This is a genomic window from Streptomyces roseofulvus (genome assembly GCF_039534915.1).
Lineage (GTDB): Bacteria > Actinomycetota > Actinomycetes > Streptomycetales > Streptomycetaceae > Streptomyces > Streptomyces roseofulvus.
In genome coordinates this window covers 2,772,708-2,799,092 of the sequence record NZ_BAAAWE010000001.1, presented here as the reverse complement: position 1 = coordinate 2,799,092, position 26,385 = coordinate 2,772,708, and the positions used below count along the sequence as shown (strand labels likewise).

Here is a 26,385-nt window from a genome sequence, read left to right as displayed (position 1 = left end):
ACGGGGCGTTCACCCTTGTGGGTGAGCGAATTGTCCACAGGGGCGCGGCTGTCCACGGAGGTGGGAGGCCGACGGCACGGGGCGGTGGCGGACCCTACCGTCGCAGGCATGGATCTTCGTACGGCTTCATCGCCTTCTTCGCTCACCTCTTCTTCCGGATCTTCGCGCTCCTCCACCGGTCTCACCGGGCCTCGTCGGGGTGCGCCGCCCGGTCGTGCCCGTCGGCGGGCGCGGGTGCGGCGGGTGCTCGCGCCGCCGGGTCCGGGCGGGGACGGGACGGGGGCCGTACGGGAGCGGGGCGACGCGCTGTTTCCGCCGCGGACTCCCGATCCGCCGGTTTCCGATCCGCCGCCCGTCGTGGACGCGGTGGCGGTCGAGGAGCCGGGGGCCGTCGGGGTCGGCGAGCGGCGGTGGCGGTCGGCGGTACGGGAGCGGCTGCCGTTGTGGGTGCAGACGAGGTGCGGGCTTGAGCCGCGGTCGTTGGCGGCGCTGGCGGTGGTTCTGGGAGTGGCCGCCTGCGCGGCCGGAGGGTTCTTCTGGGCGGGACGGCCGGAGCAGGTCCGTGCGCCGGAGGCCGTCCCGGTCGCTCCGGTGGTGGCCTCGCCCACCTCGGTGTCGCCGTCGGCGTCCGCCGGGGACGGCGGCGCGTCGGCGAAGGTCGTCGTGGACGTGGGAGGGAAGGTGCGCCGGCCGGGAGTGCTGACGCTGCCGGCCGGCTCGCGGGTCGCGGACGCGCTGCGAGCCGCCGGAGGGGTGCGGGCGGGGACGGATCTGACGGGGCTCAACCGGGCGCGGGTCCTCTTCGACGGCGAGCAGGTGCTCGTCGGGGTGCCGGGAGCGGCGGCCGGGGCGGGGCCGGGCGGCGGAGCTGCGGGCGCGGCCACGGGAGCGGCCGGGGTGCCGCTGAGTCTCAACACGGCGACGGCCGAGGAGTTCGACGCGCTGCCGGGGGTGGGGCCGGTGCTCGCCCGCCGCCTGGTCGACCACCGGACGCAGCACGGCGGGTTCCGGTCGGTGGAGGAGCTGCGCGAGGTCGACGGGATCGGCGAGCGGCGTTACGCGGATCTCCAGCCGCTGGTGCGGCCGTGAACCGGGGCGAGCGGGAGACCGCCGATCTGCGGCTGGTTCCGCCCGCGCTGGCCGCCTGGGCGGCCGCCGCCGTGGCGCTGGGCGTGGCCGGCTGGTGGACCGTTGCCGGGGTGGGGCTCTGTCTCGCCGGGGCGGCGGCGCTGCTGACGCCGCCGGTGGCGTGGCGGCTGACCGGGCGGCCGCGGGATCCCGTGCCGGGTGGCGGTGCCGGTGAGGGGGTGAGGTCGCCGGGGTGGCGGCTGCGGGCCACGGCCTGGGGCGGGGTGCTGCTGTGCGCCGCCGCGGGGGCGGCGTCGGCGGGGCTGCACGCGGCGGACCTGCGGCGCGGTCCGGTGCCCGTGCTGGCGCAGGAGTACGGCAGGGCCTGGGCCGAGGTGACGGTCACCTCGGATCCCCGGCTCACCCGGCCCCGGGTGAGCGGGCGGGCGATGGTGCCGGTGTCGGTGGTGATGGACGCCGAGGTGGTGCGGGTGGAGCGGGCGGACGGTGCCGCCGTGCGGACGCGGGCGCCGGTGCTGCTGATCGTGCCGCCGGGGGAGGGACGGGACGCGTGGCTGGGGCTGCTGCCGTCGACGCGGCTGCGGGTCGGTGCCCGTTTCGCGCCGCCGAGGGAACCGGGGGACCCGTACGCGGCCGTGCTCAAGGCCGGGTCGGGGCCGCCGAGGGTCGTGGGGGGCCCGAGCTCGCTCCAGCGGACCGCCGGCGACCTCCGGGCCGGGCTGCGCGCGGCGACCGACGGGCTCGCCCCGGACGCGCGGGCGCTGCTCCCGGGCCTGGTGGTCGGGGACACCTCCCGGATCGGCACCGGGTTGCGGGACGCCTTCGAAGCCACCGATCTCACCCACCTGTTGGCCGTCTCCGGCAGCAATCTGTCGATCGTGTTGCTGCTGCTCGTCGGGCGGCCGGGGCGGGCGCGGCAGGTGGAGCGGGGCGGACTCGCGCCCCGGATCGGGCTCTCGCTGCGGGGGACGGCGCTCGCCGGGGCGGGGCTCACGCTGGCGTTCGTGGTGGTGTGCCGGCCCGATCCGAGCGTGCTGCGGGCGGCGGCCTGTGGGCTGGTCGCGCTGCTGGCCGTCGCCACCGGCCGCAGGAGGTCGCTGATTCCGGCGCTGGCGGCGGTGGTGCTGCTGCTGGTGCTGTACGACCCCTGGCTGGCGCGGAGTTACGGGTTCCTGCTGTCCGTGCTGGCCACCGGGGCGCTGCTGGTGGTGGCACCGGGGTGGAGCGAGGCGCTGCGGCGGCGTGGGGTGCCGGGCCGGCTCGCGGAGGCGCTGGCGGCCGCGCTGGCGGCGCAGGCGGTGACCGCGCCGGTGGTGGTGGTCTTCGCGGGCCGGATGAGTCTGGTGGCGATCCCGGCGAACCTCTTCGCGGAGCTGGCGGTGGCGCCGGCGACGGTGTTCGGGTTCGCGGCGCTCGCGCTGGCGCCGGTGTGGGCGGCGGGCGCGGCGGGGGCGGCGTGGGTGGCGGGGTGGCCGGCCGGGTGGATCGCCGGGGTGGCCCGGGCGGGTGCGGAGCTGCCCGGTGCGGAGCTGGCCTGGCCCGGTGGCTGGTGGGGCGGGGCGGCGCTGGCGCTCGTCACGGGCGCGGTGGTGGCCGGGGTGCGGCGGGTGCGGCACCGTCGTCGGCTGGTGGTCGGGGTGGCCCTGGTGCTGCTGCTGGTGGTCGTGCGGCCGGTGCCGCTGGTGCGCTGGGTCACCGGATGGCCGCCGCCGGGCTGGCTGTTCGCGATGTGTCAGGTGGGGCAGGGGGACGCACTGGTGCTCTCGGCGGGTGAGGGCGCGGGGGTGGTGGTGGACGCGGGGCCGGATCCGGCGGCGGTGGACCGCTGTCTGCGGGAACTGGCGGTGACGCGGGTGCCGTTGCTGGTGCTGACCCACTTCCACGCCGACCATGTGGCCGGTCTTCCGGGGGTGTTGAGAGGGCGGGAGGTGGGGGCGGTTCAGGTGACGGGACTCGACGAGCCGCCCGGGCAGGCGGAGTTCGTCCGGCGGGTGGCCGGGGCGGCGGGGGTGCCGGTGGTGCGGGCGGAGCCGGGGGAGCGGAGGCGCGCCGGGGCGCTGGAGTGGCGGGTGCTGTGGCCCCCGGCGGGGCCGGGGCCGCCGGACGGCGGGCCCAACGACGCCAGCGTCACGCTGCTGGTCCGGGGGCCGGGCGGGGTGAGTCTGCTGCTTCTCGGCGATCTGGAGCCGCCGGCACAGCGGGCGCTGTGGCGGGCGCACCCGGAGCTGGGGGCGGTGGACGTGCTGAAGGTGGCGCACCACGGGTCCGCGCACCAGGACCCGGGGCTGACGGCGGCGGTGCGGCCGCGGCTGGCGCTGGTGTCCGCGGGGAGGGAGAACCCCTACGGACATCCGCACCCGAGGACGTTGGAGGCGCTGCGGGCGGGTGGGGCGCGGGTGCTGCGGACCGACCGGGACGGGGCGATCGCCGTGGCCGGAGCGGGGGAGGAGCTGGTGGCCGTGGCGCGGGGGTGGTGACGGGCGAGGAAGTCCTTGGAACGCTGGTGAAGAAGTGCTTGTAAAGGAGTCTTTCTATAGATAGCTTTACATCATGCCGGAGAACAGCACACCGCCTCCCGGGGGCGAGCAGCCCCGCAGTATCCAGCTGACCGACCCCAGGGCCCTGCGGGCCTACGCACACCCGCTGCGGATGACCCTGGTCGGGCTGCTCCGCCGGCACGGGCCCTTCACCGCCACCCGGGCCGCCGAGCTGACCGGCGAATCGGTCGCCAGCTGCTCGTACCACCTGCGGATACTCGCCAAGTACGGGCTGGTGGAGGAGGCGTCGGGCGGGCGCGGCCGGGAGAAGCCCTGGCGGGCCACCGCCCGGTACACGGAGTGGCCCGGCCACAGCGACGACCCGTCGGTCGCCCAGGCGGCCGACGAGCTCAACGTGGCCGTCGCCGAGCGCTACTTCGGACGGTTCGCCAAGGTGCTGGAGAGCAGGGAGGGCGTCTCGAAGCAGTGGCGGGAGGCCGAGCTGTTCGGCGACGCCCTGGTCTACCTCACGCCTGAGGAGCTCGCCTCCCTCGGGGAGCGGATCGACGAGCTCCTCGGGGCCTACGCGGACCGCGAGGACGACCCGTCGCTCCGCCCCGCGGGCGCGCAGCCCGTCAGCTTCCTGAAGATCGCCTATCTGGACCCGGACACCGACGAGACCGAGGAAGGGCAGAGATGAGCCTCACCGCACGGATTCCGGCGCTGCTGCGCGAGCGCACCTTCCGCCGCTACTGGACGGGGCAGACCGTGTCGCTCGTCGGCGACCAGATCTCCCTCATGGCGCTGCCGCTCGCCGCCGTGCTCGTGCTCGGCGCCGACGCGGCCCAGATGGGCTGGCTCAAGACCCTCGAACTGCTCCCGGCCCTCCTGCTCAACCTGCCTTTCGGGGCCTGGGCCGACCGGCGGGCCAACCGCCGCCGGATCATGATCGCCACGGATCTGGGCCGGGCCGCCCTGCTGGTCACGCTGCCCGTCGCGTACGCCCTGGACGTGCTGACCCTCGCTCAGCTCTACGTCGTCGCCCTCGGGGTGGGCTCGCTGTCGGTGCTCTTCGAGGTCTGCAACTCCACGGTCTTCGCGACCCTCGTCCCCACCGAGCGCTTCGTGCAGGCCAACTCGCTGGTGAACGGCAGTCGTTCGATGGCCTGGCTCGCCGGACCCAGCATCGGCGGCGTACTGGTGCAGGTCCTCACCGCCCCGCTGGCGCTGCTCGCCGACGCCGTCACCTACCTGGTGTCGGCCGGCTACCTGGCGAAGATACGCCCGGTCGAGCCCGCCCCGGCCCCCGTGGCCAAGGGGCACTTCACCGAGGGGATGCGCTGGGTGGTGCGGGAGCCGTCGATGCGGGCGCTCTTCGCCTCCGCCGGCACCGTGCAGTTCTTCAACTACATGTTCCACACCCTCTTCGTCCTCTACGCGACCAAGGACCTGGGACTCGGCGCCGGGCTGCTCGGCCTGGTGCTCGGCACCGGGGCCGTCGGCGGCCTGATCGGAGCGGCGGTCAGCGGGGCCGTCGTCCGTCGGATCGGCATCGGCGGGTCCCTCGTCGCCGGCTACATCGGCTTCACTCTGCCGCTGGTCCTCATACCCGCCGCCGACGGGCCGCTGCCGCTCGTCGTGGGGGTGCTCTTCGCCGCCGAGTTCCTGTCCTGCGCCGGCGTGATGATCGTCGACGTGGCGGCCGGCTCGTTCCAGATGGCCCTCATACCCGAGACCATGCGGGCCCGGGTCATGGGCGCCTTCCGCACCCTCAACCACGGCTTCCGTCCGATCGGCGCCCTCGTCGGCGGCGTGCTCGGCACCGCGATAGGCGTCCGCCCCACCCTCTGGGTCGCCACCGTCGGCGCGGTCTTCGCGGTCCTGTGGCTGCTGCCCTCGCCGCTCCCGCGGATGCGTGAACTGCCCACCCGGGAGCGGGAACAGGCCACCGCCACCCCGTGAAGCCGGTCGGGCGGGCAGACTGCCCCCATGACCGATCATGAAAAGCCGGCGGGGCTGCCGGAGGCCGACGTGGAGCGGTACCTGGAGCGCATCGGCGCCGGACGGCCGGAACGGGCCGACGCGGGGGCGCTGCGCGAGCTGCATCTGCGGCACCTGCTGACCGTGCCCTTCGAGAACCTGTCCCTGCACCTCGGGGAGGACATCGTCCTCGACGAGAAGGCACTGGTCGACAAGGTGACCGTGGCCCGGCGGGGCGGGTTCTGTTACGAGCTGAACACCGCGTTCGCCGCGCTGCTGCGGGCCCTCGGCTTCCGGGCCGAACTGCTCCAGGCGCGGGTCTTCGGCCCGGACGGGCGGCTGGGGATCCCGTACGACCACATGGCCCTGCTGGTGGAGACCGAGGACGGGGGACGGTGGCTGGCCGACGTGGGGTTCGGGGACCACAGCCACCATCCGCTCGCCTTCGACGAGCGCGGGGAGCAGGCCGACCCCAGGGGGGTCTTCGCGATCCAGGAGGCCACGGGGGCGGACGGGGACCTCGACGTGGTGCGGGACGGCAAGCCGCAGTACCGGCTGGAGCCGCGGCCGCGGGTGCTCGCGGACTTCGAGGCCGGCGCCTGGTACCACCGCACGTCACCGGAGTCGCACTTCACCCGCGGGGTGATCTGCTCCCTGCTCACCGAGGACGGCCGGGTCAGCATCGGCGGCCGGAAGCTGTACCGGACCGTCGCCGGCGAGCGCACCGAGCGGGAGCTCGGCACGGACGAGGAGCTGCGCGAGGCGTACCGGGAGCTGTTCGGGATCGAGCTGGACGTGCTGCCGGCGGTACGGGAGGCGGAGAAGCGGAACCCGTAATTCGGACTCGTCGGTAATAAGGGCGCGTTTGCCTCGAACGCCGCAGGGATGATCGAATGCCAACTCGTTGCATGGTGAACGAGTCGCACGGGGGTGCGTGGGAAATGTTCGGTGGTCTCTTCGGGAAGCGCGGGAACGGCGCGGCCGGCGGCCGGGGCGGTGCCCTCGCCGGGGTCACGGTCCCGGCCTCGGCCGGGGTGCTGAGCTGCCGGGTGCTCGACCCCGTCCACGAGCCGCTACGGCAGGCGGAGTTCACGCTCACCGACACGACGGGCCGCCGGGTGCTGGGCGGGGAGACCGACCCGTACGGCACCCTCCTCGCCACCGTCCCGGCCGGCGAGTACCGGATCGCCGTGAAGTCCGACGGGTACACCCCGCACCACGCCACCGCCGTGGTGGACCAGGGCGTCCACGCCGACCTCGGGGACGTGCTGCTCCAGGTCGCCCCGCAGCCGCCGCTGCCCGAGCCGGGCGACTGGGAGATCGACCCCGCCCACTCCCAGATCGGCTTCACCGCCCGGCACATCGGCCTGGCGCGGATCCACGGCCGGTTCAACAGCTTCGCCGGCGCGATCCGGATCGCCGACCGCATGGAGCACTCCGCGATGCACGTCGTCATCGACGCGGCGTCCATCGACACCGGCGTCCAGATGCGCGACGACCACCTGCGGTCGGGGGACTTCCTCGACGTCGGCGTCCACCCGACCATCGAGTTCTTCAGCGAGCGCTTCACCCACCGCGGCGGCACCCGCTGGAACGTCACCGGCGGGCTCAGCCTCCACGGCGTGAACCGCACCGTCACCCTGGACACCCAGTACCTCGGCCTCGGCAGCGGCCTGGAGGGCGAGACCCGCTGCGCCTGCCGGGCCACCACCGAGCTCCACCGCGAGGACTTCACCCTCACCTGGCAGACGCTGCTCGCGCGCGGCATCGCCGCCGTCGGCTCCAGCATCGCCATCGACCTGGACGTCCAGATCGTGCCGAAGGCCGGCTGAGCCGTACCGTCACGGGGCCTCCAGCCAGCCCTCGTACTCGGCGGCGAAGGCGTCCAGCGCCGCGGGGTCGAGCCGGCCGTCCGGGTCCTCGACGACCACCAGCCACTGGGCGTCCTCGGCGTCGTCCTCGCCGGCCAGGGCGTCCCGGACCAGCTGCGGCTCCTCGGCCACGCCGAAGCGGCCGGCCAGTTCCTCGGCCACCTCCTCGGCGGCGTCGCGGTCGGGGAGCACCAGTACGTGTCGTTCACTCACGGGGCCATTCTCGCCCGGGCGCGGCCGGAGCCTCGCCGGGGTCCGCGACGCCGCCGGGGCCGGGTGTCGGTGGGCCGTGGGATGCTGGATCGCGATGGCCACCAGAAAGACTTCCAGCGACGATCTCCTCGGCCCCGTCACGCTCGCCGTGGGCCAGGAGGACCTGCTCCTCGACCGCGCCGTCCGGGAGGTGGTGGCGGCCGCGCGGGCCGCCGACGCCGACACGGACGTCCGGGACCTCACCCCCGACCAGCTCCAGCCCGGATCCCTCGCCGAGCTCACCAGTCCCTCGCTCTTCGCCGAGCGCAAGGTGCTGATCGTGCGCAACGCGCAGGACCTCCCGGCGGAGAGCGTCAAGGACGTCAAGGGGTACCTCGACGCGCCCGTCGAGGACATCACGCTCGTGCTCCTCCACGCCGGCGGCGCCAAGGGCAAGGGGCTGCTCGACGCGGCGCGCAAGGCGGGGGCGCGGGAGGTGGCCTGTCCCAAGACCACGAAGCCCGCGGAGCGGCTGACCTTCGTCCGGCAGGAGTTCCGGGCGCTCGGACGGTCCGCCACGCCCGAGGCCTGCCAGGCGCTCGTCGACTCCATCGGCAGCGACCTGCGGGAGCTGGCCTCGGCGGTCACGCAGCTGGTGGCGGACGTCGACGGGACGATCGACGAGGCGGTCGTCGGGCGGTACTACACCGGGCGGGCCGAGGCGTCGTCCTTCAACGTGGCCGACCGGGCCGTGGAGGGGCGGGCGGCGGAGGCGCTGGAGGCGTTGCGCTGGTCGCTGTCGACCGGGGTCGCGCCCGTCCTGATCACCAGCGCCCTCGCCCAGGGCGTACGGGCCATCGGCAAGCTCTCCTCGGCGCGTGGCGGGCGGCCCGCCGACCTCGCGCGCGAGCTCGGCATGCCGCCGTGGAAGATCGACCGGGTGCGGCAGCAGATGCGGGGCTGGACCCCCGACGGCGTCGCCATGGCCCTGCGGGCCGTCGCGGAGGCGGACGCGGGCGTGAAGGGCGGCGGGGACGACCCCGAGTACGCCCTGGAGAAGGCGGTCGTCGCGGTGGCCCGCGCGGCGCGGGCGGGGCGCGGCGGACACTGAGCGCGAGGCGCGGGGCGCGGCGGACACTGGGCGCGAGGCGCGGGGCGCGGCGGACACTGGGCGCGAGGCGCTGGGCGCCGGCGCTGCTGGGCGCTGAGCCGGGCGCGGGCACCGAGCCGGGCGCGGGGCGCTGAGGCGGGCGGGGGGGCGCGCTGAACCGGGCGCGGGGCGCTGAGCCGGGCGCGGGGCGCTGAGGCGGGCGGGGCGTCGGCCGACGCGGCGGTCGTCGGCCGGGTGCCGTTGCCGGTGGGGCGGTGCGGTCGTCGGCCGGGTGCCGTTGCCGGTGGGGCATTGCGGCCCCTCGTCTGTTGCCGTCTTGAGGGCCCCACGCCCTCCGGGAGCCCCGCGGGCGCGCCCGGCCCACGGAACCCAGGCTCCGACGCCCCCAGGTCTCGGGCGTCACCGACGCGAAGGCCCCGGCCGTCTCCTGGGGAAGGAGGCGGCCGGGGCCTTCGGGTTACTGCTCTGTGGTCCCGTACACGCGTGGCGAACGCGTCTCGCGTACGGGCCGGGTGGCCGGGCGGGAGCGGTAGAGAGGGTCCGCTGGGTCCCTTACGGCCGGGTACAGCCTGAGATCAGAAGATCCGGACTCAGCCCTGGAGGGAGGCAACCTTGATCGCCAGCGCCGACTTCTTGTTGGCGGCGGCGTTCTTGTGGATGACACCCTTCGAGACGGCCTTGTCGAGCTGACGCGAGGCGGCACGGGCGGCCACGGTGGCCTTCTCGAGGTCGCCGGCGGCGACAGCCTCACGGGCCTTGCGGATCGCGGTCTTGAGCGACGACTTGACGGCCTTGTTGCGCAGGCGCGCCTTCTCGTTGGTCTTGTTCCGCTTGATCTGGGACTTGATGTTCGCCACTGAAAGAGCCTTTACAGGTTCGATGTTTCTTCAGGTATGTGCCACGCAGCTGAGAGGGCACACGAGACACAGCTGTCCACGGTATCAGGCGCCGTCGCGGCCCCCCAAACGGGGAGCGGGAGCGCCCGAACCGGACGCCCGGCGGCGGGCATGGGACGATGGGGGCTACGTATCCGTTCCGAACACCGCCCGAGACGAGAACCCTGCGTGCCCGCGACTCCTACCAACGTGCCCGAGCCGAGCCGTACCGACCCGGCTCTGATCCGCAACTTCTGCATCATCGCGCACATCGACCACGGCAAGTCCACGCTCGCCGACCGGATGCTCCAGCTGACCGGTGTGGTCGACCAGCGGCAGATGCGCGCCCAGTACCTCGACCGGATGGACATCGAGCGTGAGCGCGGCATCACGATCAAGTCCCAGGCGGTCCGGCTGCCCTGGGCCCCCACCGAGGGGCCGGAGCAGGGGCGTACGCACATCCTCAACATGATCGACACCCCCGGGCACGTCGACTTCACCTACGAGGTGTCGCGGTCGCTGGCCGCGTGCGAGGGCACGATCCTGCTGGTCGACGCGGCCCAGGGCATCGAGGCGCAGACCCTCGCCAACCTCTACCTGGCGATGGAGAACGACCTCACCATCGTCCCGGTCCTCAACAAGATCGACCTCCCGGCCGCCCAGCCGGAGAAGTTCGCCGAGGAGCTGGCGAACCTCATCGGCTGCCAGCCGGAGGACGTCCTCAAGGTCTCCGCGAAGACCGGCATGGGCGTCGAGGCGCTGCTCGACCGCGTCGTCCGGGACATCCCGGCCCCGGTGGGCGTCGCCGACGCCCCCGCCCGCGCGATGATCTTCGACTCCGTGTACGACTCGTACCGGGGCGTCGTGACGTACGTCCGTGTCGTCGACGGCCAGCTCAACAAGCGCGAGCGCATCCGCATGATGTCGACCGGCGCCACCCACGAGCTCCTGGAGATCGGCACCAACTCGCCCGAGATGCTGCCGGCCGACGGCCTCGGCGTCGGCGAGGTGGGCTACCTCATCACCGGCGTGAAGGACGTCCGGCAGTCCAAGGTCGGTGACACCATCACCTCGCAGTCCAAGGGCGCCGAGGAGGCGCTCGGCGGCTACAAGGACCCGAAGCCGATGGTCTTCTCGGGTCTGTACCCGCTGGACGGCTCTGACTACCCGGAGCTCCGCGACGCGCTCGACAAGCTGCAGCTCAACGACGCCGCGCTCGTCTACGAGCCGGAGACCTCCGCCGCGCTCGGCTTCGGCTTCCGCGTCGGCTTCCTCGGCCTGCTCCACCTCGACGTGATCCGCGAGCGGCTGGAGCGCGAGTTCGGTCTCGACCTGATCGCCACCGCCCCCAACGTGGTCTACCGCGTGGTCATGGAGGACGGCAGCGAGCACACCGTCACCAACCCGAGCGAGTTCCCCGAGGGCAAGATCGACGAGGTGTACGAGCCGGTCGTGCGCGCCACGATCCTCGCGCCCACCGAGTTCATCGGCTCGATCATGGAGCTGTGCCAGAACCGGCGCGGCACCCTCCTCGGCATGGACTACCTCTCCGAGGACCGGGTCGAGATCCGCTACACCCTCCCGCTGGCCGAGATCGTCTTCGACTTCTTCGACCAGCTGAAGTCCAAGACCCGCGGCTACGCCTCGCTCGACTACGAGCCCACCGGCGAGCAGAGCAGCTCGCTCGTCAAGGTCGACATCCTGCTGCACGGCGACAAGGTGGACGCCTTCTCGGCGATCACCCACAAGGACGCCGCCTACGCGTACGGCGTGCGGCTCGTCGCCAAGCTGCGCGAGCTCATCCCGCGGCAGGCGTTCGAGGTGCCCATCCAGGCCGCCATCGGCTCCCGGGTCATCGCCCGCGAGACCATCCGCGCCATCCGCAAGGACGTCCTCGCCAAGTGCTACGGCGGTGACATCTCCCGTAAGCGGAAGCTGCTGGAGAAGCAGAAGGAAGGCAAGAAGCGGATGAAGATGGTCGGCTCGGTGGAGGTCCCGCAGGAGGCCTTCATCGCCGTCCTGTCGAGCGACGAGTCCGCCGGCAAGGGCAAGAAGTAGTCAGCTCGGCCGACAGGAACGGGTCCGTGTGCCACCGGCGCGCGGACCCGTTCGTTATCCACAGGCTCTTACGCGCCGGACGTCGGCGCTCTAATCTGAAGCCCCCCGAAGGTTACTCGTGAGTTAGTTACGCATCCGTAGTTGCACCCCAACAGGCACCGCCGCCGCCCGGAGGACGACGTGAGCGACAACCAGACCCAGATCGACAACCGGCCGCCCTCCGTCGCGGCGCTCTTCCTCGAACGGGTCGAGCGCACCCCCGACGCGGAGGCGTACCGCCATCCGGTCCCCGCCGCCTCCGGCACCGGACCGGACGACTGGAAGTCGCTCAGCTGGGGTCAGGCCGCACAGCGCGTCTTCGCCATCGCCGCCGGCCTGATCGACCTCGGCGTCCGCCCCGAGGAGCGGGTCGCCCTCGCCTCCTCCACCCGGGTCGAGTGGATCCTCGCCGACCTCGGCGTCATGTGCGCGGGCGCGGCGACCACCACGGTCTACCCGCAGACCAACGCGGAGGAGTCCGCCTTCATCCTCTCGGACTCCGAGTCGAAGGTGCTCATCGCCGAGGACGCCGCCCAGCTGGCCAAGGCGGTCGAGCGCCGGGCCGACCTGCCCGGGCTCCACCACGTCGTGGTCGTCGACCCCGAGGGCGCCGACACGTCCGAGGAATGGGTGCTCACCCTCGCCGAGCTGGAGGCGCGCGGAGCCGCGTACCTGGAGAAGCACCCCGAGGCGGTCAAGGAGCGGGTCTCCGCCATCACCGCCGACCAGCTCGCCACCCTCATCTACACCTCGGGCACCACCGGCCGCCCCAAGGGCGTCCGCCTGCCGCACGACAACTGGTCGTACATGGCCAAGGCCATCGCCGCCACCGGCCTCGTCACCCGGGACGACGTCCAGTACCTCTGGCTGCCGCTCGCCCACGTCTTCGGCAAGGTCCTCACCTCCGGCCAGATCGAGGTCGGCCACGTCACCGCCGTCGACGGCCGCGTCGACAAGATCATCGAGAACCTGCCGGTGGTCCAGCCGACCTACATGGCGGCCGTCCCCCGCATCTTCGAGAAGGTCTACAACGGGGTCGCCGCCAAGGCCCGCGCCGGCGGCGGCGCCAAGTACAAGATCTTCCAGTGGGCCGCCGGCGTCGCCCGCGAGTACGCCAAGGTCACCCAGGACAACTTCCGCCGCACCGGCACCGCCTCCGCGCCCTTCGGCCTCTCCGCCAAGCACAAGGTCGCCGACGCCCTCGTCTACGCCAAGATCCGCGAGGCGTTCGGCGGCCGGCTGCGCGCCTGCGTCTCCGGCTCCGCCGCCCTCGCCCCCGAGATCGGCTACTTCTTCTCCGGCGCCGGCATCCACATCCTGGAGGGGTACGGCCTCACCGAGTCCTCCGCCGCCTCCTTCGTCAACCCCGGCGAGGCCTACCGCACCGGCACCGTCGGCAAGCCGCTCCCCGGCACCGAGGTCCGCATCGCCGACGACGGCGAGATCCTGCTCCGCGGCCCCGGCATCATGGAGGGCTACCACGGCCTGCCCGAGAAGACCGCCGAGGTCCTGGAGGCCGACGGCTGGTTCCACACCGGCGACATCGGCGAGCTCTCCGCCGACGGCTACCTCAAGATCACCGACCGCAAGAAGGACCTGATCAAGACCTCCGGCGGCAAGTACATCGCCCCGGCCGAGGTCGAGGGCCAGTTCAAGGCCGTCTGCCCGTTCGTCTCCAACATCCTCGTCCACGGCGCCGACCGGAACTTCTGCACCGCGCTCATCGCCCTCGACGAGCCCGCCATCCTCGGCTGGGCCGCCGAGCACGACCTCGCCGGCAAGTCGTACGCCGAGGTCGTCGCCGCCCCGCAGACCGAGCGGCTCATCCAGGGCTACGTGGACCGGCTCAACGAGGGCCTCCAGCGCTGGCAGACGATCAAGAAGTTCCGCCTGCTCCCGCGCGACCTCGACATCGAGCACGGCGAGCTCACCCCCTCCCTGAAGCTGAAGCGCCCGGTCGTCGAGCGCGAGTACAAGGACCTCATCGAGGAGATGTACGCGGGATCGCGCGAGGTCTGACCGCGGCGGACCGCCACCGCGGGCGGTACGGGAGCGGGGTGCGGGACAATGGACCCCATGCCTTCCGTACTGCCCGATGGTGAGCCCATGCCCGAGGACGGGGCGCTGCCCGCGCGCGCCCTGGAGGGGGCCGGGGAACGGCCGCTCGGGTTCTATCTGCACGTGCCCTACTGCGCCACGCGGTGCGGGTACTGCGACTTCAACACGTACACCGCGAGCGAGCTGCGCGGTGCCGGGGGCGTGCTCGCCTCGCGGGACAACTACGCCGGGCAGGTCGCCGAGGAGATCCGGCTCGCCCGGAAGGTCCTCGGCGACGACCCGCGGCCGGTGCGGACCGTCTTCGTCGGCGGCGGTACGCCGACGCTGCTGGCCGCCGGCGACCTCGTGCGGATGCTGGGGGCGATCCGGGACGAGTTCGGGCTCGCCGACGACGCCGAGGTGACGACCGAGGCGAATCCGGAGTCCGTGGACCCCGCCTACCTGGCGGAGCTGCGGGCCGGCGGCTTCAACCGGATCTCCTTCGGGATGCAGAGCGCCCGGCCGCACGTGCTGCAGGTCCTCGACCGGACCCACACGCCCGGGCGGCCCGAGGCGTGCGTCGCGGAGGCGCGCGCCGCCGGGTTCGAGCACGTGAACCTCGACCTGATCTACGGGACGCCGGGGGAGAGCGACGACGACTGGCGGGCCTCGCTCGACGCGGCCATCGGGGCCGGCCCCGACCACGTCAGCGCCTACGCGCTGATCGTCGAGGAGGGGACGCAGCTGGCGCGGCGGATCCGGCGCGGCGAGGTGCCGATGACCGACGACGACGTGCACGCGGACCGGTACCTGATCGCCGACGAAGCCTTCGAGGCGGCCGGCTTCTCCTGGTACGAGGTGTCCAACTGGGCCACCTCGGACGCCGGGCGCTGCCTCCACAACGAGCTGTACTGGCGCGGCGCGGACTGGTGGGGCGCGGGACCCGGCGCCCACTCGCACGTGGGCGGGGTGCGGTGGTGGAACGTCAAGCATCCGGGCGCGTACGCGGCGGCGCTCGGCGCCGGGAAGTCGCCCGGCGCGGGGCGGGAGCTGCTGTCCGACGAGGACCGGCGGGTCGAGCGGATCCTGCTGGAGCTGCGGCTGCGGGAGGGCGTCGAGCTGTCGATCCTCAAGCCGGCGGGACGGGCCGCGGCCGAGCGCGCGCTCGCGGACGGGCTCCTCGACGCGGCGCCGTACGCCGCCGGGCGCGCCGTGCTGACGCTGCGGGGGCGGCTGCTCGCGGACGCGGTGGTGCGGGACCTGGTGGACTGACGGACGCGGCGCCTCCGGGCGCGGTTCAGGCGCGGAAGCCGGGGCCGGAGGGCGCCGTCCCGTGCGCCCACCCGTCCCGGGGGGACCCCCGGCGGGACGACGGCCCGCACGGGGGCCGGCTACCCCACCGTCACGAAGTCGATCAGTTCCTCCACGCGGCCCAGGAGCTCCGGTTCCAGGTCCTTGTAGGACTCGACGCGCTTGAGGATGGCCTGCCAGACGGCGCCCGTGTTGTCGGCCGGCCAGCCGAGGGCCTGGCAGGTGCCCGTCTTCCAGTCCTGGCCTCGGGGGACCGCCGGCCAGGCCGGGATGCCCAGGACGGCGGGCTTCACCGCCTGCCAGATGTCGATGTAGGGGTGGCCGACGACCAGGACGTGGTCCGAGGCGACCTGGGCGGCGATGCGGGACTCCTTGGAGCCCGGGACCAGGTGGTCGACCAGGACGCCCAGGCGGGCGTCGGGGCCCGGGGCGAAGCCGGCGACGATCTCCGGGAGGTGGTCGACGCCCTCCAGGTACTCGACGACCACGCCCTCGACGCGCAGGTCGTCGCCCCAGACCCGTTCGACCAGCTCGGCGTCGTGGCGGCCCTCCACGTAGATGCGGCTCGCCCGGGCCACCCGGGCCCGCGCGCCCGGGACGGCGATCGAGCCGGAGGCCGTACGGGCCGGGCGGGCCGGGCCGCCGGAGGACGGGCGGACCAGGGTGACGACCCTGCCCTCCAGGAGGAAGCCGCGCGGCTCCATCGGGAAGACCCGGTGCTTGCCGAAGCGGTCCTCCAGCGTCACCGTGCCCGCCTCGCAGCGGATCACCGCCCCGCAGAAGCCCGTGGAGACCTCCTCCACGACCAGATCGGGATCGGCCGGGACCTCGGGGACGGGGGCCGCGCGCTTCCACGGCGGGGTGAGGTCGGGGTCGTAGCTCCGCACGGGTTCCAGTCCTCCGGGTGCGCTGGCGGTGGTCTCTGCCGGGGCCCGGGGGTCCGTCGCCCCCGGAGACGCGGCCACGGGGCGTCGGGTCCGGTGCGTGGCCGCGCGTTCCGGGGACGCTACGACACCTCGAAGCGGCGTGCCAGTTCATCGCGCTGGCGTCGGACGAAAGCCGCGTCGACCACCGCGCCGTGGCCGGGGACGTACAGGGCGTCCTCGCCGCCGAGGGCGAGGAGGCGGTCGAGGGCGTCGGGCCAGCGGGAGCCGACCGCGTCCGGGCCGGCCTGCGGCTCGCCGGACTCCTCGACGAGGTCGCCGCAGAAGACGACCTCCCGCTCGCCCGGCACGCAGACGACCAGGTCGTGGCCGGAATGGGCGGGGCCCAGATTGGCCAGGAGGACCTGCCGGCCGCCCAGGTCGAGGGTCCACTCGCCCGTGACGGTGTGGCGCGGGGCCACCAGCACCTCCGTCGCCTCCGCCGCGGCCCGCGCGTCGACGCCCTGCCGCACCGCGTCCGTGTACAGCTCCTCGCGGGCGTGCGCGGAGCCGAGCAGCTCCTCCGTGCCGACCGCGCCGAAGACCTCCGCGCCGGCGAAGGCGGCCGTGCCCAGGACGTGGTCGAAGTGGGGGTGGCCGAGTGCGATGTGCGTCACGCGCCGGCCGCCGGTGATCGCCTCCGCCTGGGCCCGGATCGCCGCGCCCTCGGCGAGCGTGGAGCCGGTGTCGTACAGCAGCACGGCCCGTTCGCCCACGACCAGTCCGGTCGTCGCGTCCCAGCCCGGGAGCCGCCGCCGGCCCACCCCGTCCGCGAGCCGTTCCCACCCCTGAGCCGTCCAGACCGCTTCGTCGATGTCCATGTCGCCGACGCTAGCGGGTCCGCCTCCTTGCCAGGATCGACGGGCCCGGCCGTACACTGGCCGGGGGTTTCCTGGCACTCGGACAGGGCGAGTGCCAAAAGCGGAGCAACCGGAACGGCTGGAACGGAGGTGTGCGCGTGCTGAGCGAACGCAGACTCGAGGTGCTGCGCGCCATCGTCCAGGACTACGTCGGCACGGAGGAACCGGTCGGTTCCAAGGCGCTCACGGAACGCCACAAGCTCGGGGTCTCCCCCGCCACCGTGCGCAACGACATGGCGGTGCTGGAGGAGGAGGGGTACATCGCCCAGCCCCACACCAGCGCCGGCCGGATCCCCACCGACAAGGGCTACCGGCTCTTCGTGGACCGGCTGGCCGGCGTCAAGCCGCTCTCGACCCCCGAGCGGCGCGCCATCCACAACTTCCTCGACGGCGCCGTGGACCTCGACGACGTCGTGGGCCGTACGGTGCGGCTGCTCGCGCAGCTGACCCGGCAGGTCGCCGTCGTCCAGTACCCGTCGCTCACCCGTTCGTCGATCCGTCACGTCGAGCTGCTGTCGCTGGCCCCGGCCCGGCTGATGCTCGTCCTGATCACGGACACCGGGCGGGTCGAGCAGCGGGTCATCGACTGCCCCGCGCCCTTCGGCGAGACCTCCCTCGCCGATCTGCGGGCCCGGCTGAACAGCCGGGTCGGCGGCCGTCGCTTCGCCGACGTGCCGCAGCTGGTGCAGGACCTCCCCGAGTCCTTCGAGGAGCCCGAGGACCGCGCCACGGTCTCGACCGTGCTCGCGACCCTCCTGGAGACGCTCGTGGAGGAGCACGAGGAGCGGCTGATGATCGGCGGCACCGCCAATCTCACCCGCTTCGGACACGACTTCCCGCTGACGATCAGGCCCGTCCTGGAAGCCCTCGAGGAGCAGGTCGTGCTCCTCAAGCTCCTCGGCGAGGTCAAGGAATCGGGCATGACCGTACGCATCGGGCACGAGAACGCCTACGAAGGGCTGAACTCCACGTCCGTCGTCTCGGTCGGCTACGGTTCGGGCGGCGAGGCAGTCGCCAAACTCGGCGTGGTCGGACCGACCCGCATGGACTACCCCGGAACGATGGGAGCGGTACGCGCAGTGGCACGTTACGTCGGACAGATCCTGGCGGAGTCGTAAGTGGCCACGGACTACTACGCCACACTCGGCGTGCGCCGCGACGCGTCCCAGGACGAGATCAAGAAGGCCTTCCGCCGCCTCGCCCGCGAGCTTCACCCGGACGTCAACCCGGACCCGAAGACGCAGGAGCGGTTCAAGGAGATCAACGCCGCCTACGAGGTCCTGTCGGACCCGCAGAAGAAGCAGGTCTACGACCTCGGCGGCGACCCCCTGTCCAACTCCGGCGGGGGCGGCGCGGGCGGCTTCGGGGCCGGTGGCTTCGGCAACTTCTCCGACATCATGGACGCCTTCTTCGGCACGGCCTCGCAGCGCGGACCGCGCTCGCGGACCCGCCGCGGCCAGGACGCCATGATCCGCCTGGAGATCGACCTCAACGAGGCGGCCTTCGGCACCACCAAGGACATCCAGGTCGACACGGCCGTCGTCTGCACCACCTGTTCGGGTGAGGGCGCCGCGCCCGGGACCTCCGCGCAGACCTGTGACATGTGCCGCGGCCGCGGCGAGGTCTCGCAGGTCACCCGGTCGTTCCTCGGCCAGGTCATGACCTCCCGGCCCTGCCCCCAGTGCCAGGGCTTCGGCACCGTCGTCCCGACCCCGTGCCCCGAGTGCGCGGGCGACGGCCGGGTCCGGTCGCGGCGCACGCTGACGGTGAAGATCCCCGCCGGCGTCGACAACGGCACCCGGATCCAGCTCGCGGGCGAGGGCGAGGTCGGCCCCGGCGGCGGCCCCGCCGGCGACCTGTACGTCGAGATCCAGGAGACCCCGCACGAGGTCTTCCAGCGGCGTGGCGACGACCTGCACTGCACGGTCACCCTCCCGATGACGGCGGCGGCGCTCGGCACCAAGGTGCAGCTCCAGACGCTGGACGGGCTGGAGGAGATCGACATCCGGCCGGGCACCCAGTCCGGCCAGTCGGTCCCACTGCACGGCCGGGGCGTCACGCACCTGCGGGGCAACGGGCGCGGCGACCTGATCGTCCACGTCGAGGTCCAGACCCCGGGCAAGCTCGACGCCGAGCAGGAGCGCCTCCTGCGCGAACTGGCCAAGCTCCGCGGCGAGGAACGGCCCACGGGCCAGTTCCAGCCGGGGCAGCAGGGGCTGTTCTCGCGGCTGAAGGACGCGTTCAACGGTCGCTGACCGGGCCGGGTCCGTGCGGCCGGGGGTCCGGGGGTGGTCCCCCGGGTCAGCACGGCCAGCCGGGGCAGCAGGGGCTGTTCTCGCGGCTGAAGGACGCGTTCAACGGTCGCTGACCGGGCCGGGTCCGTCGGGGCCGGTGTGATCGGTGCGTGAGAGGGGCGGCACTCTGAGTGCCGCCCCTTTCCCGTGCCCGGGAGCGGGCATGACACGATGCCCATATGTCCACCACCGCACTGAACGATCTCTTCCGGTACCCGATCGTGCAGGCCCCCATGGCGGGTGGCGCTTCCAGTCCCGCGCTCGTCGGCGCCGTCGCCGCGGCCGGCGCGCTCGGCTTCCTCGCCGCCGGGTACAAGACGGCCGGCGGTCTCTACCAGGAGATCAAGCAGGTCCGCGGGCTGACCGGACAGCCCTTCGGCGTCAACGTCTTCATGCCGCAGACCGGCCCCTCGGCCGACCCCGCGGCCATCGAGGTCTACCGCCACCAGCTGGCCGGGGAGGCCGGCTGGTACGGGACGGCGCTCGGCGAGACCGACGACTCGCGCGACGACGGGTACGAGTCCAAGCTGGCGATCCTGCTGGAGGACCCGGTCCCCGTCGTCTCCTTCACCTTCGGCTGCCCGAAGCCCGAGACCCTGGAGGCGTTCGCCCGCGCCGGTACGTACACGATCGTCACCGTCACCTCCCCGGAGGAGGCCCGTACGGCCCAGGCGGCGGGCGCCGACGCGCTGTGCGTCCAGGGCGTCGAGGCCGGCGGCCACCAGGGCTCGTACCGCGACGACCCGGCCGACGAGCAGCCCGGCACCGGTCTCCTCGCCCTGCTCACCCAGGTCCGGGCGACCACCGCGCTCCCGCTGGTCGCCGCCGGCGGGCTGATGCGGGGCGCGCAGATCGCCGCCGTGCTCGCCGCCGGGGCCGCCGCCGCCCAGCTCGGCACCGCCTTCCTGGTCTGCCCCGAGTCCGGCGCCCACCCGCTGCACAAGCGGGCCCTCACCGACCCGCTTTTCCACCGCACCGCCCTCACCCGGGCGTTCTCCGGCCGTCCGGCCCGCGGGCTCGTCAACCGCTTCATGCGCGAGCACGGCCCGTACGCCCCCGCCGGCTACCCCGAGATCCACCACCTCACCGCCCCGCTGCGGAAGGCCGCCGCCGGCGCCGGCGACCCCCAGGGCATGGCCCTGTGGGCGGGCCAGGGCCACCGGCTGGCCCGCGAGCTGCCCGCCGGGGAGCTCGTCGAGGTGCTCGCCGCCGAACTCGACACCGCCCTCACCGAACTCGCCGACCCGGCCCTCAGGAGTGCCTCATGACCGCCCCCGTCTTCGTCGTCGACGCCGTCCCCGGCGCCGGCACCTTCGTCCTGGAGGGACCCGAGGGACGGCACGCCGTCTCCGTGAAGCGCCTCCAGGCCGGCGAGGAGCTCGTCCTCACCGACGGCCGGGGCCGCTGGGCGGAGTGCGTCGTACGGGAGACCGAGGGCAAGGACCGGCTGACCGTGGAGGTGACGGGAGAGCACGAGGAGCCGGCGGAGGAGCCGCGGATCACCGTCGTCCAGGCCCTCCCCAAGGGCGACCGGGGCGAACTCGCCGTCGAGACGATGACCGAGACCGGCGTCGACGCGATCGTGCCGTGGGCCGCCTCCCGCTGCATCACCCAGTGGCGCGGCGACCGCGGCCTCAAGGCGCTCGCCAAGTGGCGCGCCACCGCCCGCGAGGCCGGCAAGCAGTCCCGCCGCACCCGCTTCCCCGAGGTCGCCGAGCCGATGACCACCAAGCAGGTCGCCCAGCTGCTCGCCACCGCCGACTTCGCGGCCGTCCTGCACGAGGACCGCGCCCACCCGAGCGGCGCCCTCGCCACCGCCGAACTCCCCGCGAAGGGCTCGGTCGTGCTGGTCGTCGGCCCCGAGGGCGGGGTCTCCCCGGAGGAGCTGGCCGCCTTCGAGGCGGCGGGAGCGAAGCCGTACCGGCTCGGCCGGAGCGTCCTGCGCACCTCCACGGCCGGCACGGCGGCCACCGCCCTCGTCCTCGGCCGCACCGGCCGCTGGGGCTGAACCCCCCGGGGGGACCCGCTGTCCGGCCGCCACGGGTCTTTTCTAGGCTGACCCCATGGCCGACGAGTCCCCCCTGATCCGCAGTCTGCGCGCCGCGGTCGCCGCCGCCCCCGGTGACGTGCCCCTGCGCCTCCACTTCGCCGAACTCCTCCTCGCCGAGGGGCGGAACGACGAGGCCGTCACGGAGGCGGCCGTCGCCCTCCAGCACGCGCCGGGGGACGCCGCCGCCCGGGCCCTGATGGTCCGCGCCATGGGGATGCCACCGGTCGCGCCCGCGCCGGAGCCGCCGGTCGCGCCCGCGCCGGAGCCGCCGGTCGCGCCCGCGCCGGAGCCGCCGGTCGCGCCCGCGCCGCCCGTCGCGCCCGCGCCTCCGGCCGTACCGCCGTCGCCCGGGCCGGAGACCCCGGACGCGCCCGTACGGCCCGACGCGAGGCCGGACTTCGACTGGGCCGCCGCCGAGGAGCAGGTGTCCGACCTCGTCGGGCCGCGGTTCCTGGACGCGCCGCAGGCCGACGGCGGGGACGGGCTCGCCGGGGACGCCGCCGCCTGGGACGTGGACGCGCCCGGGACCGTGCGCCTCGCCGACGTCGGCGGCATGGCCGACGTCAAGGAACGGCTCGAAGCCGCCTTCCTCGCCCCCATGCGCAACCCCGAACTCCGCCGCCTCTACGGCAAGTCGCTCCGCGGCGGACTCCTCCTCTACGGCCCTCCCGGCTGCGGCAAGACCTTCATCGCCCGGGCCGTCGCCGGCGAACTGGGCGCCAACTTCCTCACCGTCTCGCTCTCCGACGTCCTCGACATGTGGATCGGGGCCTCCGAGAAGAACATCCACGACATCTTCGAGACCGCCCGCCGCCAGGCCCCCTGCGTGGTCTTCCTCGACGAGCTGGACGCCCTGGGCGGCAAGCGCTCCCGCACCCACAGCAACGGCCTCCGCAACGTCGTCAACCAGCTCCTCACCGAGCTCGACGGCATCGCCTCCGGCGCCGGCAACGAAGGGGTCTTCGTCCTCGCCGCCACCAACGTGCCCTGGGACGTCGACATCGCCCTGCGCCGCCCCGGCCGCCTCGACCGCACCCTGCTCGTGCTGCCGCCCGACGCCGCCGCCCGCGAGGCGATCCTCCGCTACCACCTGCGCGAGCGGCCGATCGAGGCCGTCGACCTCGGCAAGCTCGTCAAGGCCACCGACGACTTCTCCGGCGCCGACCTCGCCCACCTGTGCGAGACCGCCGCCGAGTCCGCCCTCCTCGACTCCGCCCGCACCGGCAAGGTCCGGCTCATCACCACCAAGGACCTGCTCGGCGCCGCCAAGCAGATCCGGCCGTCCACCGAGCCCTGGTTCGCCGCCGCCCGCAACGTCGCCATGTTCGCCAACGAGGGCGGTCTCTACGACGACCTCCTCGCCTACCTGAAGCGGAAGCGCAAGCTGTGACCACCCCCGCCACGCCCTCCGGCCCCGCCACGCCCTCCGGCCCCGCCACCCCCTCGGCGCTCGCCCGGGCCGAGGCGCTGTACGAGGCCGGGCGGTACGAGCAGGCCGGCGAACTCGCGGCCCGGCACCTCGCCGAGGACCCCGAGGACGCCGACGCCCTCACGCTGCTGGCCCGGTGCCGGCACCGGGCGGGGGACCACACGACCGCCCTCGCCGCCGTCGAGCAGGCGCTGCGCGCCGAGCCCGAGCTGGTCATGGCGCACCTGATGCGCACCCAGATCCTGCTCGCCCTCAAGCGGTACGGGGACGCCGAGGCCGCCGCCCACCGCTCGGTCCAGCTCGCCCCACAGTTCTGGGGCAGCCACTACGCGATGGGCACGGCGCTCGCCGCGACCGCCGAGGCCGGCGGCGGCCGCGACCGGGCGCGGCTCGCCGCCGCCTACGAGGCCGCCAGGACCGCCGTCGCCCTCGGTCCCGAGGAGGACGCCGCCCACTTCCTCGTCGGCCTCACCGCCCAGCGGCGCGGCGACCACGCCACCGCCCGGCGGGCGTACGAGACGACCCTGCGGCTCAACCCGCAGAGCAGCGAGGCCCACAACAACCTCTCGCTGGTCCGGCTGCGCCGCCGCTGGTTCCGGCGCGGGGCCTGGACCCAGGCGGCGGAGGGCTTCGTCGCCTCCGCCGCGCTCGACCTCACCGACCGCAAGGCCCGCTTCAACCTGGAGGCGATGGCCTGGGGGACCGCCGCCGGCGCCCGCTGGGTCGCCCTGGTCGGCTTCCTCGCCTCCGCGATCGGCTCCGCCCCGGTCAGGACCGGCGCGACCGGCGCCGACGCGCTCGTGCCCCTCGCCCTCGGGGCCGCCGTGCTCGTCGGCGCCTGGGGCGGCTGGGCCGTGTGGATGGCCCGCCGGGTGCCGCCCCGGCTGCGCCGCCCGCTGCTCCTCGTCGCCCGCAACTGCCGGCCGGTGCTGGCGATGGCCGCCGCCGTCGCGCTGCTCGGGCTGTACTCGGCGGTCTCCATGGCGCTGTGGTCCTTCGACGCCGGGGTGGTCGCGGGGCTCGGCACGCCGCTGTTCTGGGCCGTCGTGCTCACGTACTGGATCAGCCGCTCCGCCCTCAACCGGCGGATGCCCAAGGACTGAGCGGGCTCGCCGGATAGCATGCGCAGGTACCGATCCACCGACGGCGAGGAGCCCGCAGCATGGCCGGAGAGCCGCAGAGCGACTGCCTGTTCTGCAAGATCGCGGCAGGGGAGGTGCCGGCGACCATCGTCCGCGAGACCGAGACGACGCTGGCGTTCCGCGACATCAACCCGCAGGCGCCCACGCACGTGCTCGTGATCCCGCGCCTCCACTACCCGGACGCCGCCTCGCTCGCCGCCGGCGCGCCGACCGTCGCCGCCGACGTGCTGCGCGAGGCCGGCGAGGTCGCCGCGCAGGAGAAGGTCGACGGCAGCGGCTACCGCATCATCCTCAACACCGGCGCCGGCGCGGGCCAGACCGTCTTCCACGCGCACGCGCACGTGCTGGGCGGCCGCGGCCTCAACTGGCCCCCCGGATAGGACCGCACCCGTGTCCGTCCGCGAACTCGTCGTCCTCGGCACCGCCAGCCAGGTCCCGACCCGCCACCGCAACCACAACGGGTACCTGCTCCGCTGGGACGGGCACGGCCTGCTGTTCGACCCCGGCGAGGGCACCCAGCGGCAGATGCTGCGGGCCGGGGTCGCCGCGCACGACCTGAACCGGATCTGCGTCACGCACTTCCACGGCGACCACTCGCTGGGCCTGGCCGGGGTGATCCAGCGGATCAACCTCGACCAGGTCCCGCACCAGATCACCGCCCACTACCCGGCGAGCGGGCAGCACTTCTTCGAACGGCTGCGGTACGCCACCGCCTACCGCGAGTCCGTCGAGCTGACCGAGGCGCCGGTCGCTGAGGACGGCGTCCTCGCCGTCACCGGCGCCTTCACGCTGGAGGCCCGCCGGCTCTCCCACCCCGTCGAGTCCTTCGGCTACCGGCTGGTCGAGCCCGACGGGCGCCGGCTGCTGCCGGAGCGGCTCGCCGCGCACGGCATCAAGGGCCCGGACGTGGGCCGCATCCAGCGCGAGGGCAGCCTCGGCGGGGTCCGCCTCGACGAGGTCAGCGAGGTCCGGCGCGGGCAGCGCTTCGCCTTCGTCATGGACACCCGGCTCTGTGACGGCGTGCACGCCCTCGCGGAGGGCGCCGACCTGCTGGTCATCGAGTCCACCTTCCTCGACGAGGACGTCCGGCTCGCCACCGACCACGGCCACCTCACGGCCGGCCAGGCCGCCGCCGTCGCCCGCGACGCCGGCGTCCGGCACCTCGTCCTCACCCACTTCTCGCAGCGCTACTCCGACCCGGCGGAGTTCGAACGGCAGGCCCGGGCCGCCGGATTCGAGGGCGAGCTGAGCATTGCCCAGGACCTCATGAGGGTTCCCGTACCGAAGAGATAGAGCACCACCCATGCCCCTCCCCACGGCAGAACTGCACCTCCACATCGAAGGCACCCTCGAACCCGAGCTGGCCTTCGCCCTCGCCGAGCGGAACGGCGTCACCCTCCCGTACGCCGACACCGCGGCGCTGCGCGAGGCGTACCGCTTCAGCGACCTCCAGTCCTTCCTGGACCTGTACTACGCCCTGATGACCGTCCTGCGGACCCCCGAGGACTTCACCGCGCTCGCCGACGCCTATCTGGAGCGGGCCGCCGCGCAGGGCGTCCGGCACGCCGAGATCTTCTTCGACCCGCAGGCGCACACCTCGCGGGGCGTCCCGATCGGCACCGTCGTCGAGGGGCTGAGCGCCTCCCTCGACCGGGCCGAGGAGCGGTACGGGATCTCCACCCGGCTCATCCTCTGCTTCCTGCGCGACGAGTCCGCCGAGTCGGCGCTGGCCACGCTGGAGGCCGCGAAGCCGTACCTCGACCGGATCACCGGCGTCGGCCTCGACTCGGCCGAGGTCGGCCACCCGCCGGCCAAGTTCCGCGCGGTGTACGAGGAGGCCGCCCGGCTCGGTCTGCGGCGGGTCGCGCACGCGGGCGAGGAGGGACCGGCGTCGTACGTCCGCGAGGCGCTGGACGTGCTCGGAGTGGAGCGGATCGACCACGGTCTGCGCTGCATGGAGGACCCGGAGCTGGTCGAGCGGCTGGTCCGCGAGCGAATCCCGCTGACGCTGTGCCCGCTGTCGAACGTGCGGCTGCGGGTGATCGACACGCTGGCGGACCATCCGCTGCGGGCGATGCTGGACGCGGGGCTGCGGGTGACCGTCAACTCGGACGACCCCGCGTACTTCGGGGGGTACGTGGGGGACAACTACGACGGGGTGCGGGACGCGCTCGGTCTGGGCGAGGAGCAGCTCCGGACGCTGGCGCGGCACTCCTTCGAAGCGGCCTTCCTGGACGACGACGAGCCCCGCCGCGCCCGCTACCTCGCCGAAGTGGAAGCCTTCACCTTCTGACCCCCGTGGCGGGCCCCGCCGCCGCTCCGTTGTGGGCCCTCGTGCCGCTGAGGCGGTGCCCCCGGGCCCGGCGCCGCCGCCCTTTCGTTGTGGGCAATCGTTCCGCTGGGGCGGAACGGGTGGGCACAACGGAACGGCACCCCCAGCGGTGCCTCCGCGCCCTGGGCCTGGACCCGCACCACATGTGCGCCGTCCACGGGGTGCGGGTTCAGGCGCGGAAGCCTGGGCGCGGCACGGGGCGCCGTTCCGTGTGCCCACCCGTTCCGCCCCTTGCGGAACGCTTGCCCACACGGAGGTCCGGCCAGCGGCGCCGACCGGCAGCCGGGCCCGGCGCGTAAGCCGGACGTGAGGGTG

Annotated in this window: 23 protein-coding genes; 19 read left to right on the top strand and 4 right to left on the bottom strand. The window is 73.9% G+C overall.

Annotated features, from left to right (window positions below; all coding sequences use genetic code 11):
* The first annotated feature begins 108 nt into the window (after positions 1–108).
* From ABFY03_RS12955 to ABFY03_RS12930, 6 genes are all read left to right on the top strand, one after another.
* A complete protein-coding gene (locus ABFY03_RS12955) occupies positions 109–1,089 on the top strand; it encodes a ComEA family DNA-binding protein (protein WP_346169951.1) in 981 nt (326 codons plus the stop codon).
* Complete coding sequence (locus tag ABFY03_RS12950; protein WP_346169950.1) at positions 1,086–3,566, top strand: ComEC/Rec2 family competence protein; 2,481 nt, start codon at positions 1,086–1,088, stop codon at positions 3,564–3,566. The genes ABFY03_RS12955 and ABFY03_RS12950 overlap by 4 nt, the downstream gene beginning before the upstream one ends.
* A 73-nt stretch (positions 3,567–3,639) precedes the next feature.
* Positions 3,640–4,266: a helix-turn-helix domain-containing protein gene (locus ABFY03_RS12945; protein WP_346169949.1), complete on the top strand. Its 627-nt coding sequence runs from the start codon at positions 3,640–3,642 to the stop codon at positions 4,264–4,266.
* Complete coding sequence (locus ABFY03_RS12940) at positions 4,263–5,528, top strand: MFS transporter (protein WP_346169948.1); 1,266 nt, start codon at positions 4,263–4,265, stop codon at positions 5,526–5,528. The genes ABFY03_RS12945 and ABFY03_RS12940 overlap by 4 nt, the downstream gene beginning before the upstream one ends.
* A gap of 27 nt (positions 5,529–5,555) precedes the next feature.
* Positions 5,556–6,383, top strand: a complete 828-nt coding sequence (locus tag ABFY03_RS12935) for an arylamine N-acetyltransferase family protein (protein WP_346169947.1) — start codon at positions 5,556–5,558, stop codon at positions 6,381–6,383.
* A 104-nt stretch (positions 6,384–6,487) separates the two neighbouring features.
* On the top strand, positions 6,488–7,378 hold the full coding sequence (locus tag ABFY03_RS12930) for a YceI family protein (RefSeq protein WP_319013887.1): 891 nt from the start codon (positions 6,488–6,490) through the stop codon (positions 7,376–7,378).
* A 9-nt stretch (positions 7,379–7,387) separates the two neighbouring features.
* Here ABFY03_RS12930 and ABFY03_RS12925 read toward each other — a convergent pair whose 3' ends face one another.
* Complete coding sequence (locus ABFY03_RS12925) at positions 7,388–7,630, bottom strand: hypothetical protein (RefSeq protein WP_319013888.1); 243 nt, start codon at positions 7,628–7,630, stop codon at positions 7,388–7,390.
* A 94-nt stretch (positions 7,631–7,724) separates the two neighbouring features.
* Between ABFY03_RS12925 and holA the strand changes: the two genes are divergently transcribed.
* Complete coding sequence (holA, locus tag ABFY03_RS12920; RefSeq protein ID WP_319013889.1) at positions 7,725–8,720, top strand: DNA polymerase III subunit delta; 996 nt, start codon at positions 7,725–7,727, stop codon at positions 8,718–8,720.
* 590 nt (positions 8,721–9,310) lie between these two features.
* On the opposite strand, the gene rpsT is transcribed toward holA, so the two are convergent.
* A complete protein-coding gene (gene rpsT / locus ABFY03_RS12915; RefSeq protein WP_030494120.1) occupies positions 9,311–9,577 on the bottom strand; it encodes a 30S ribosomal protein S20 in 267 nt (88 codons plus the stop codon).
* Between the two features lie 207 nt (positions 9,578–9,784).
* On the opposite strand from rpsT, the gene lepA reads away from it, so the two are divergent.
* The 3 genes from lepA to hemW all read left to right on the top strand — a co-directional run bounded on the left by lepA (position 9,785) and on the right by hemW (position 15,001).
* Positions 9,785–11,653, top strand: a complete 1,869-nt coding sequence (gene lepA / locus ABFY03_RS12910) for a translation elongation factor 4 (protein WP_319013890.1) — start codon at positions 9,785–9,787, stop codon at positions 11,651–11,653.
* 180 nt (positions 11,654–11,833) lie between these two features.
* Positions 11,834–13,711 carry an AMP-dependent synthetase/ligase gene (locus ABFY03_RS12905; RefSeq protein WP_346169946.1) on the top strand — a complete coding sequence of 626 codons (1,878 nt, stop codon included), beginning with the start codon at positions 11,834–11,836 and terminating at the stop codon, positions 13,709–13,711.
* A 48-nt stretch (positions 13,712–13,759) separates the two neighbouring features.
* Positions 13,760–15,001 carry a radical SAM family heme chaperone HemW gene (gene hemW, locus ABFY03_RS12900; protein WP_319013892.1) on the top strand — a complete coding sequence of 414 codons (1,242 nt, stop codon included), beginning with the start codon at positions 13,760–13,762 and terminating at the stop codon, positions 14,999–15,001.
* Positions 15,002–15,120: 119 nt separating this feature from the next.
* Here the strand turns inward: hemW and ABFY03_RS12895 are convergent, their stop codons facing one another.
* Together ABFY03_RS12895 and ABFY03_RS12890 are read right to left on the bottom strand one after the other, a co-directional pair.
* Positions 15,121–15,927: a DUF3097 domain-containing protein gene (locus ABFY03_RS12895; protein WP_319013893.1), complete on the bottom strand. Its 807-nt coding sequence runs from the start codon at positions 15,925–15,927 to the stop codon at positions 15,121–15,123.
* A gap of 119 nt (positions 15,928–16,046) precedes the next feature.
* A complete protein-coding gene (locus ABFY03_RS12890) occupies positions 16,047–16,784 on the bottom strand; it encodes an MBL fold metallo-hydrolase (RefSeq protein WP_346169945.1) in 738 nt (245 codons plus the stop codon).
* 137 nt (positions 16,785–16,921) lie between these two features.
* Here ABFY03_RS12890 and hrcA point away from each other — a divergent pair, with 137 nt between their 5' ends.
* The 9 genes from hrcA to ABFY03_RS12845 all read left to right on the top strand — a co-directional run bounded on the left by hrcA (position 16,922) and on the right by ABFY03_RS12845 (position 26,031).
* Positions 16,922–17,941: a heat-inducible transcriptional repressor HrcA gene (hrcA, locus tag ABFY03_RS12885; protein WP_319013895.1), complete on the top strand. Its 1,020-nt coding sequence runs from the start codon at positions 16,922–16,924 to the stop codon at positions 17,939–17,941.
* Positions 17,942–19,078, top strand: coding sequence for a molecular chaperone DnaJ (gene dnaJ / locus ABFY03_RS12880; protein ID WP_031005076.1), 1,137 nt, complete (start codon positions 17,942–17,944; stop codon positions 19,076–19,078). It begins immediately after the preceding gene.
* A 218-nt stretch (positions 19,079–19,296) separates the two neighbouring features.
* Positions 19,297–20,385, top strand: coding sequence for a nitronate monooxygenase (locus tag ABFY03_RS12875; protein ID WP_319013896.1), 1,089 nt, complete (start codon positions 19,297–19,299; stop codon positions 20,383–20,385).
* A complete protein-coding gene (locus ABFY03_RS12870; protein ID WP_319013897.1) occupies positions 20,382–21,125 on the top strand; it encodes a 16S rRNA (uracil(1498)-N(3))-methyltransferase in 744 nt (247 codons plus the stop codon). Before ABFY03_RS12875 ends, ABFY03_RS12870 begins: the two co-directional genes overlap by 4 nt.
* A 55-nt stretch (positions 21,126–21,180) precedes the next feature.
* Positions 21,181–22,557 carry an ATP-binding protein gene (locus ABFY03_RS12865; RefSeq protein WP_346169944.1) on the top strand — a complete coding sequence of 459 codons (1,377 nt, stop codon included), beginning with the start codon at positions 21,181–21,183 and terminating at the stop codon, positions 22,555–22,557.
* A complete protein-coding gene (locus ABFY03_RS12860) occupies positions 22,554–23,699 on the top strand; it encodes a tetratricopeptide repeat protein (protein ID WP_319013899.1) in 1,146 nt (381 codons plus the stop codon). Before ABFY03_RS12865 ends, ABFY03_RS12860 begins: the two co-directional genes overlap by 4 nt.
* A 59-nt stretch (positions 23,700–23,758) precedes the next feature.
* Positions 23,759–24,118, top strand: a complete 360-nt coding sequence (locus ABFY03_RS12855) for a histidine triad nucleotide-binding protein (protein WP_319013900.1) — start codon at positions 23,759–23,761, stop codon at positions 24,116–24,118.
* Positions 24,119–24,128: 10 nt separating this feature from the next.
* On the top strand, positions 24,129–25,031 hold the full coding sequence (locus tag ABFY03_RS12850) for a ribonuclease Z (RefSeq protein ID WP_319013901.1): 903 nt from the start codon (positions 24,129–24,131) through the stop codon (positions 25,029–25,031).
* A gap of 10 nt (positions 25,032–25,041) precedes the next feature.
* The gene (locus tag ABFY03_RS12845) at positions 25,042–26,031 is read left to right on the top strand and encodes an adenosine deaminase (RefSeq protein ID WP_346169943.1); all 990 of its coding nucleotides are present in this window, start codon (positions 25,042–25,044) and stop codon (positions 26,029–26,031) included.
* Positions 26,032–26,385: the final 354 nt, after the last annotated feature.

Coding starts and splice junctions, on each gene's coding strand:
- ABFY03_RS12955 (WP_346169951.1), top strand. CDS start 109: ATGGATCTTCGTACGGCTTCATCGCCTTCTTCGCTCACCTCTTCTTCC.
- ABFY03_RS12855 (WP_319013900.1), top strand. CDS start 23,759: ATGGCCGGAGAGCCGCAGAGCGACTGCCTGTTCTGCAAGATCGCGGCA.
- ABFY03_RS12935 (WP_346169947.1), top strand. CDS start 5,556: ATGACCGATCATGAAAAGCCGGCGGGGCTGCCGGAGGCCGACGTGGAG.
- ABFY03_RS12875 (WP_319013896.1), top strand. CDS start 19,297: ATGTCCACCACCGCACTGAACGATCTCTTCCGGTACCCGATCGTGCAG.
- ABFY03_RS12865 (WP_346169944.1), top strand. CDS start 21,181: ATGGCCGACGAGTCCCCCCTGATCCGCAGTCTGCGCGCCGCGGTCGCC.
- ABFY03_RS12870 (WP_319013897.1), top strand. CDS start 20,382: ATGACCGCCCCCGTCTTCGTCGTCGACGCCGTCCCCGGCGCCGGCACC.
- ABFY03_RS12930 (WP_319013887.1), top strand. CDS start 6,488: ATGTTCGGTGGTCTCTTCGGGAAGCGCGGGAACGGCGCGGCCGGCGGC.
- ABFY03_RS12945 (WP_346169949.1), top strand. CDS start 3,640: ATGCCGGAGAACAGCACACCGCCTCCCGGGGGCGAGCAGCCCCGCAGT.
- holA (WP_319013889.1), top strand. CDS start 7,725: ATGGCCACCAGAAAGACTTCCAGCGACGATCTCCTCGGCCCCGTCACG.
- ABFY03_RS12890 (WP_346169945.1), bottom strand. CDS start 16,784: ATGGACATCGACGAAGCGGTCTGGACGGCTCAGGGGTGGGAACGGCTC.
- ABFY03_RS12940 (WP_346169948.1), top strand. CDS start 4,263: ATGAGCCTCACCGCACGGATTCCGGCGCTGCTGCGCGAGCGCACCTTC.
- ABFY03_RS12845 (WP_346169943.1), top strand. CDS start 25,042: ATGCCCCTCCCCACGGCAGAACTGCACCTCCACATCGAAGGCACCCTC.
- hemW (WP_319013892.1), top strand. CDS start 13,760: ATGGACCCCATGCCTTCCGTACTGCCCGATGGTGAGCCCATGCCCGAG.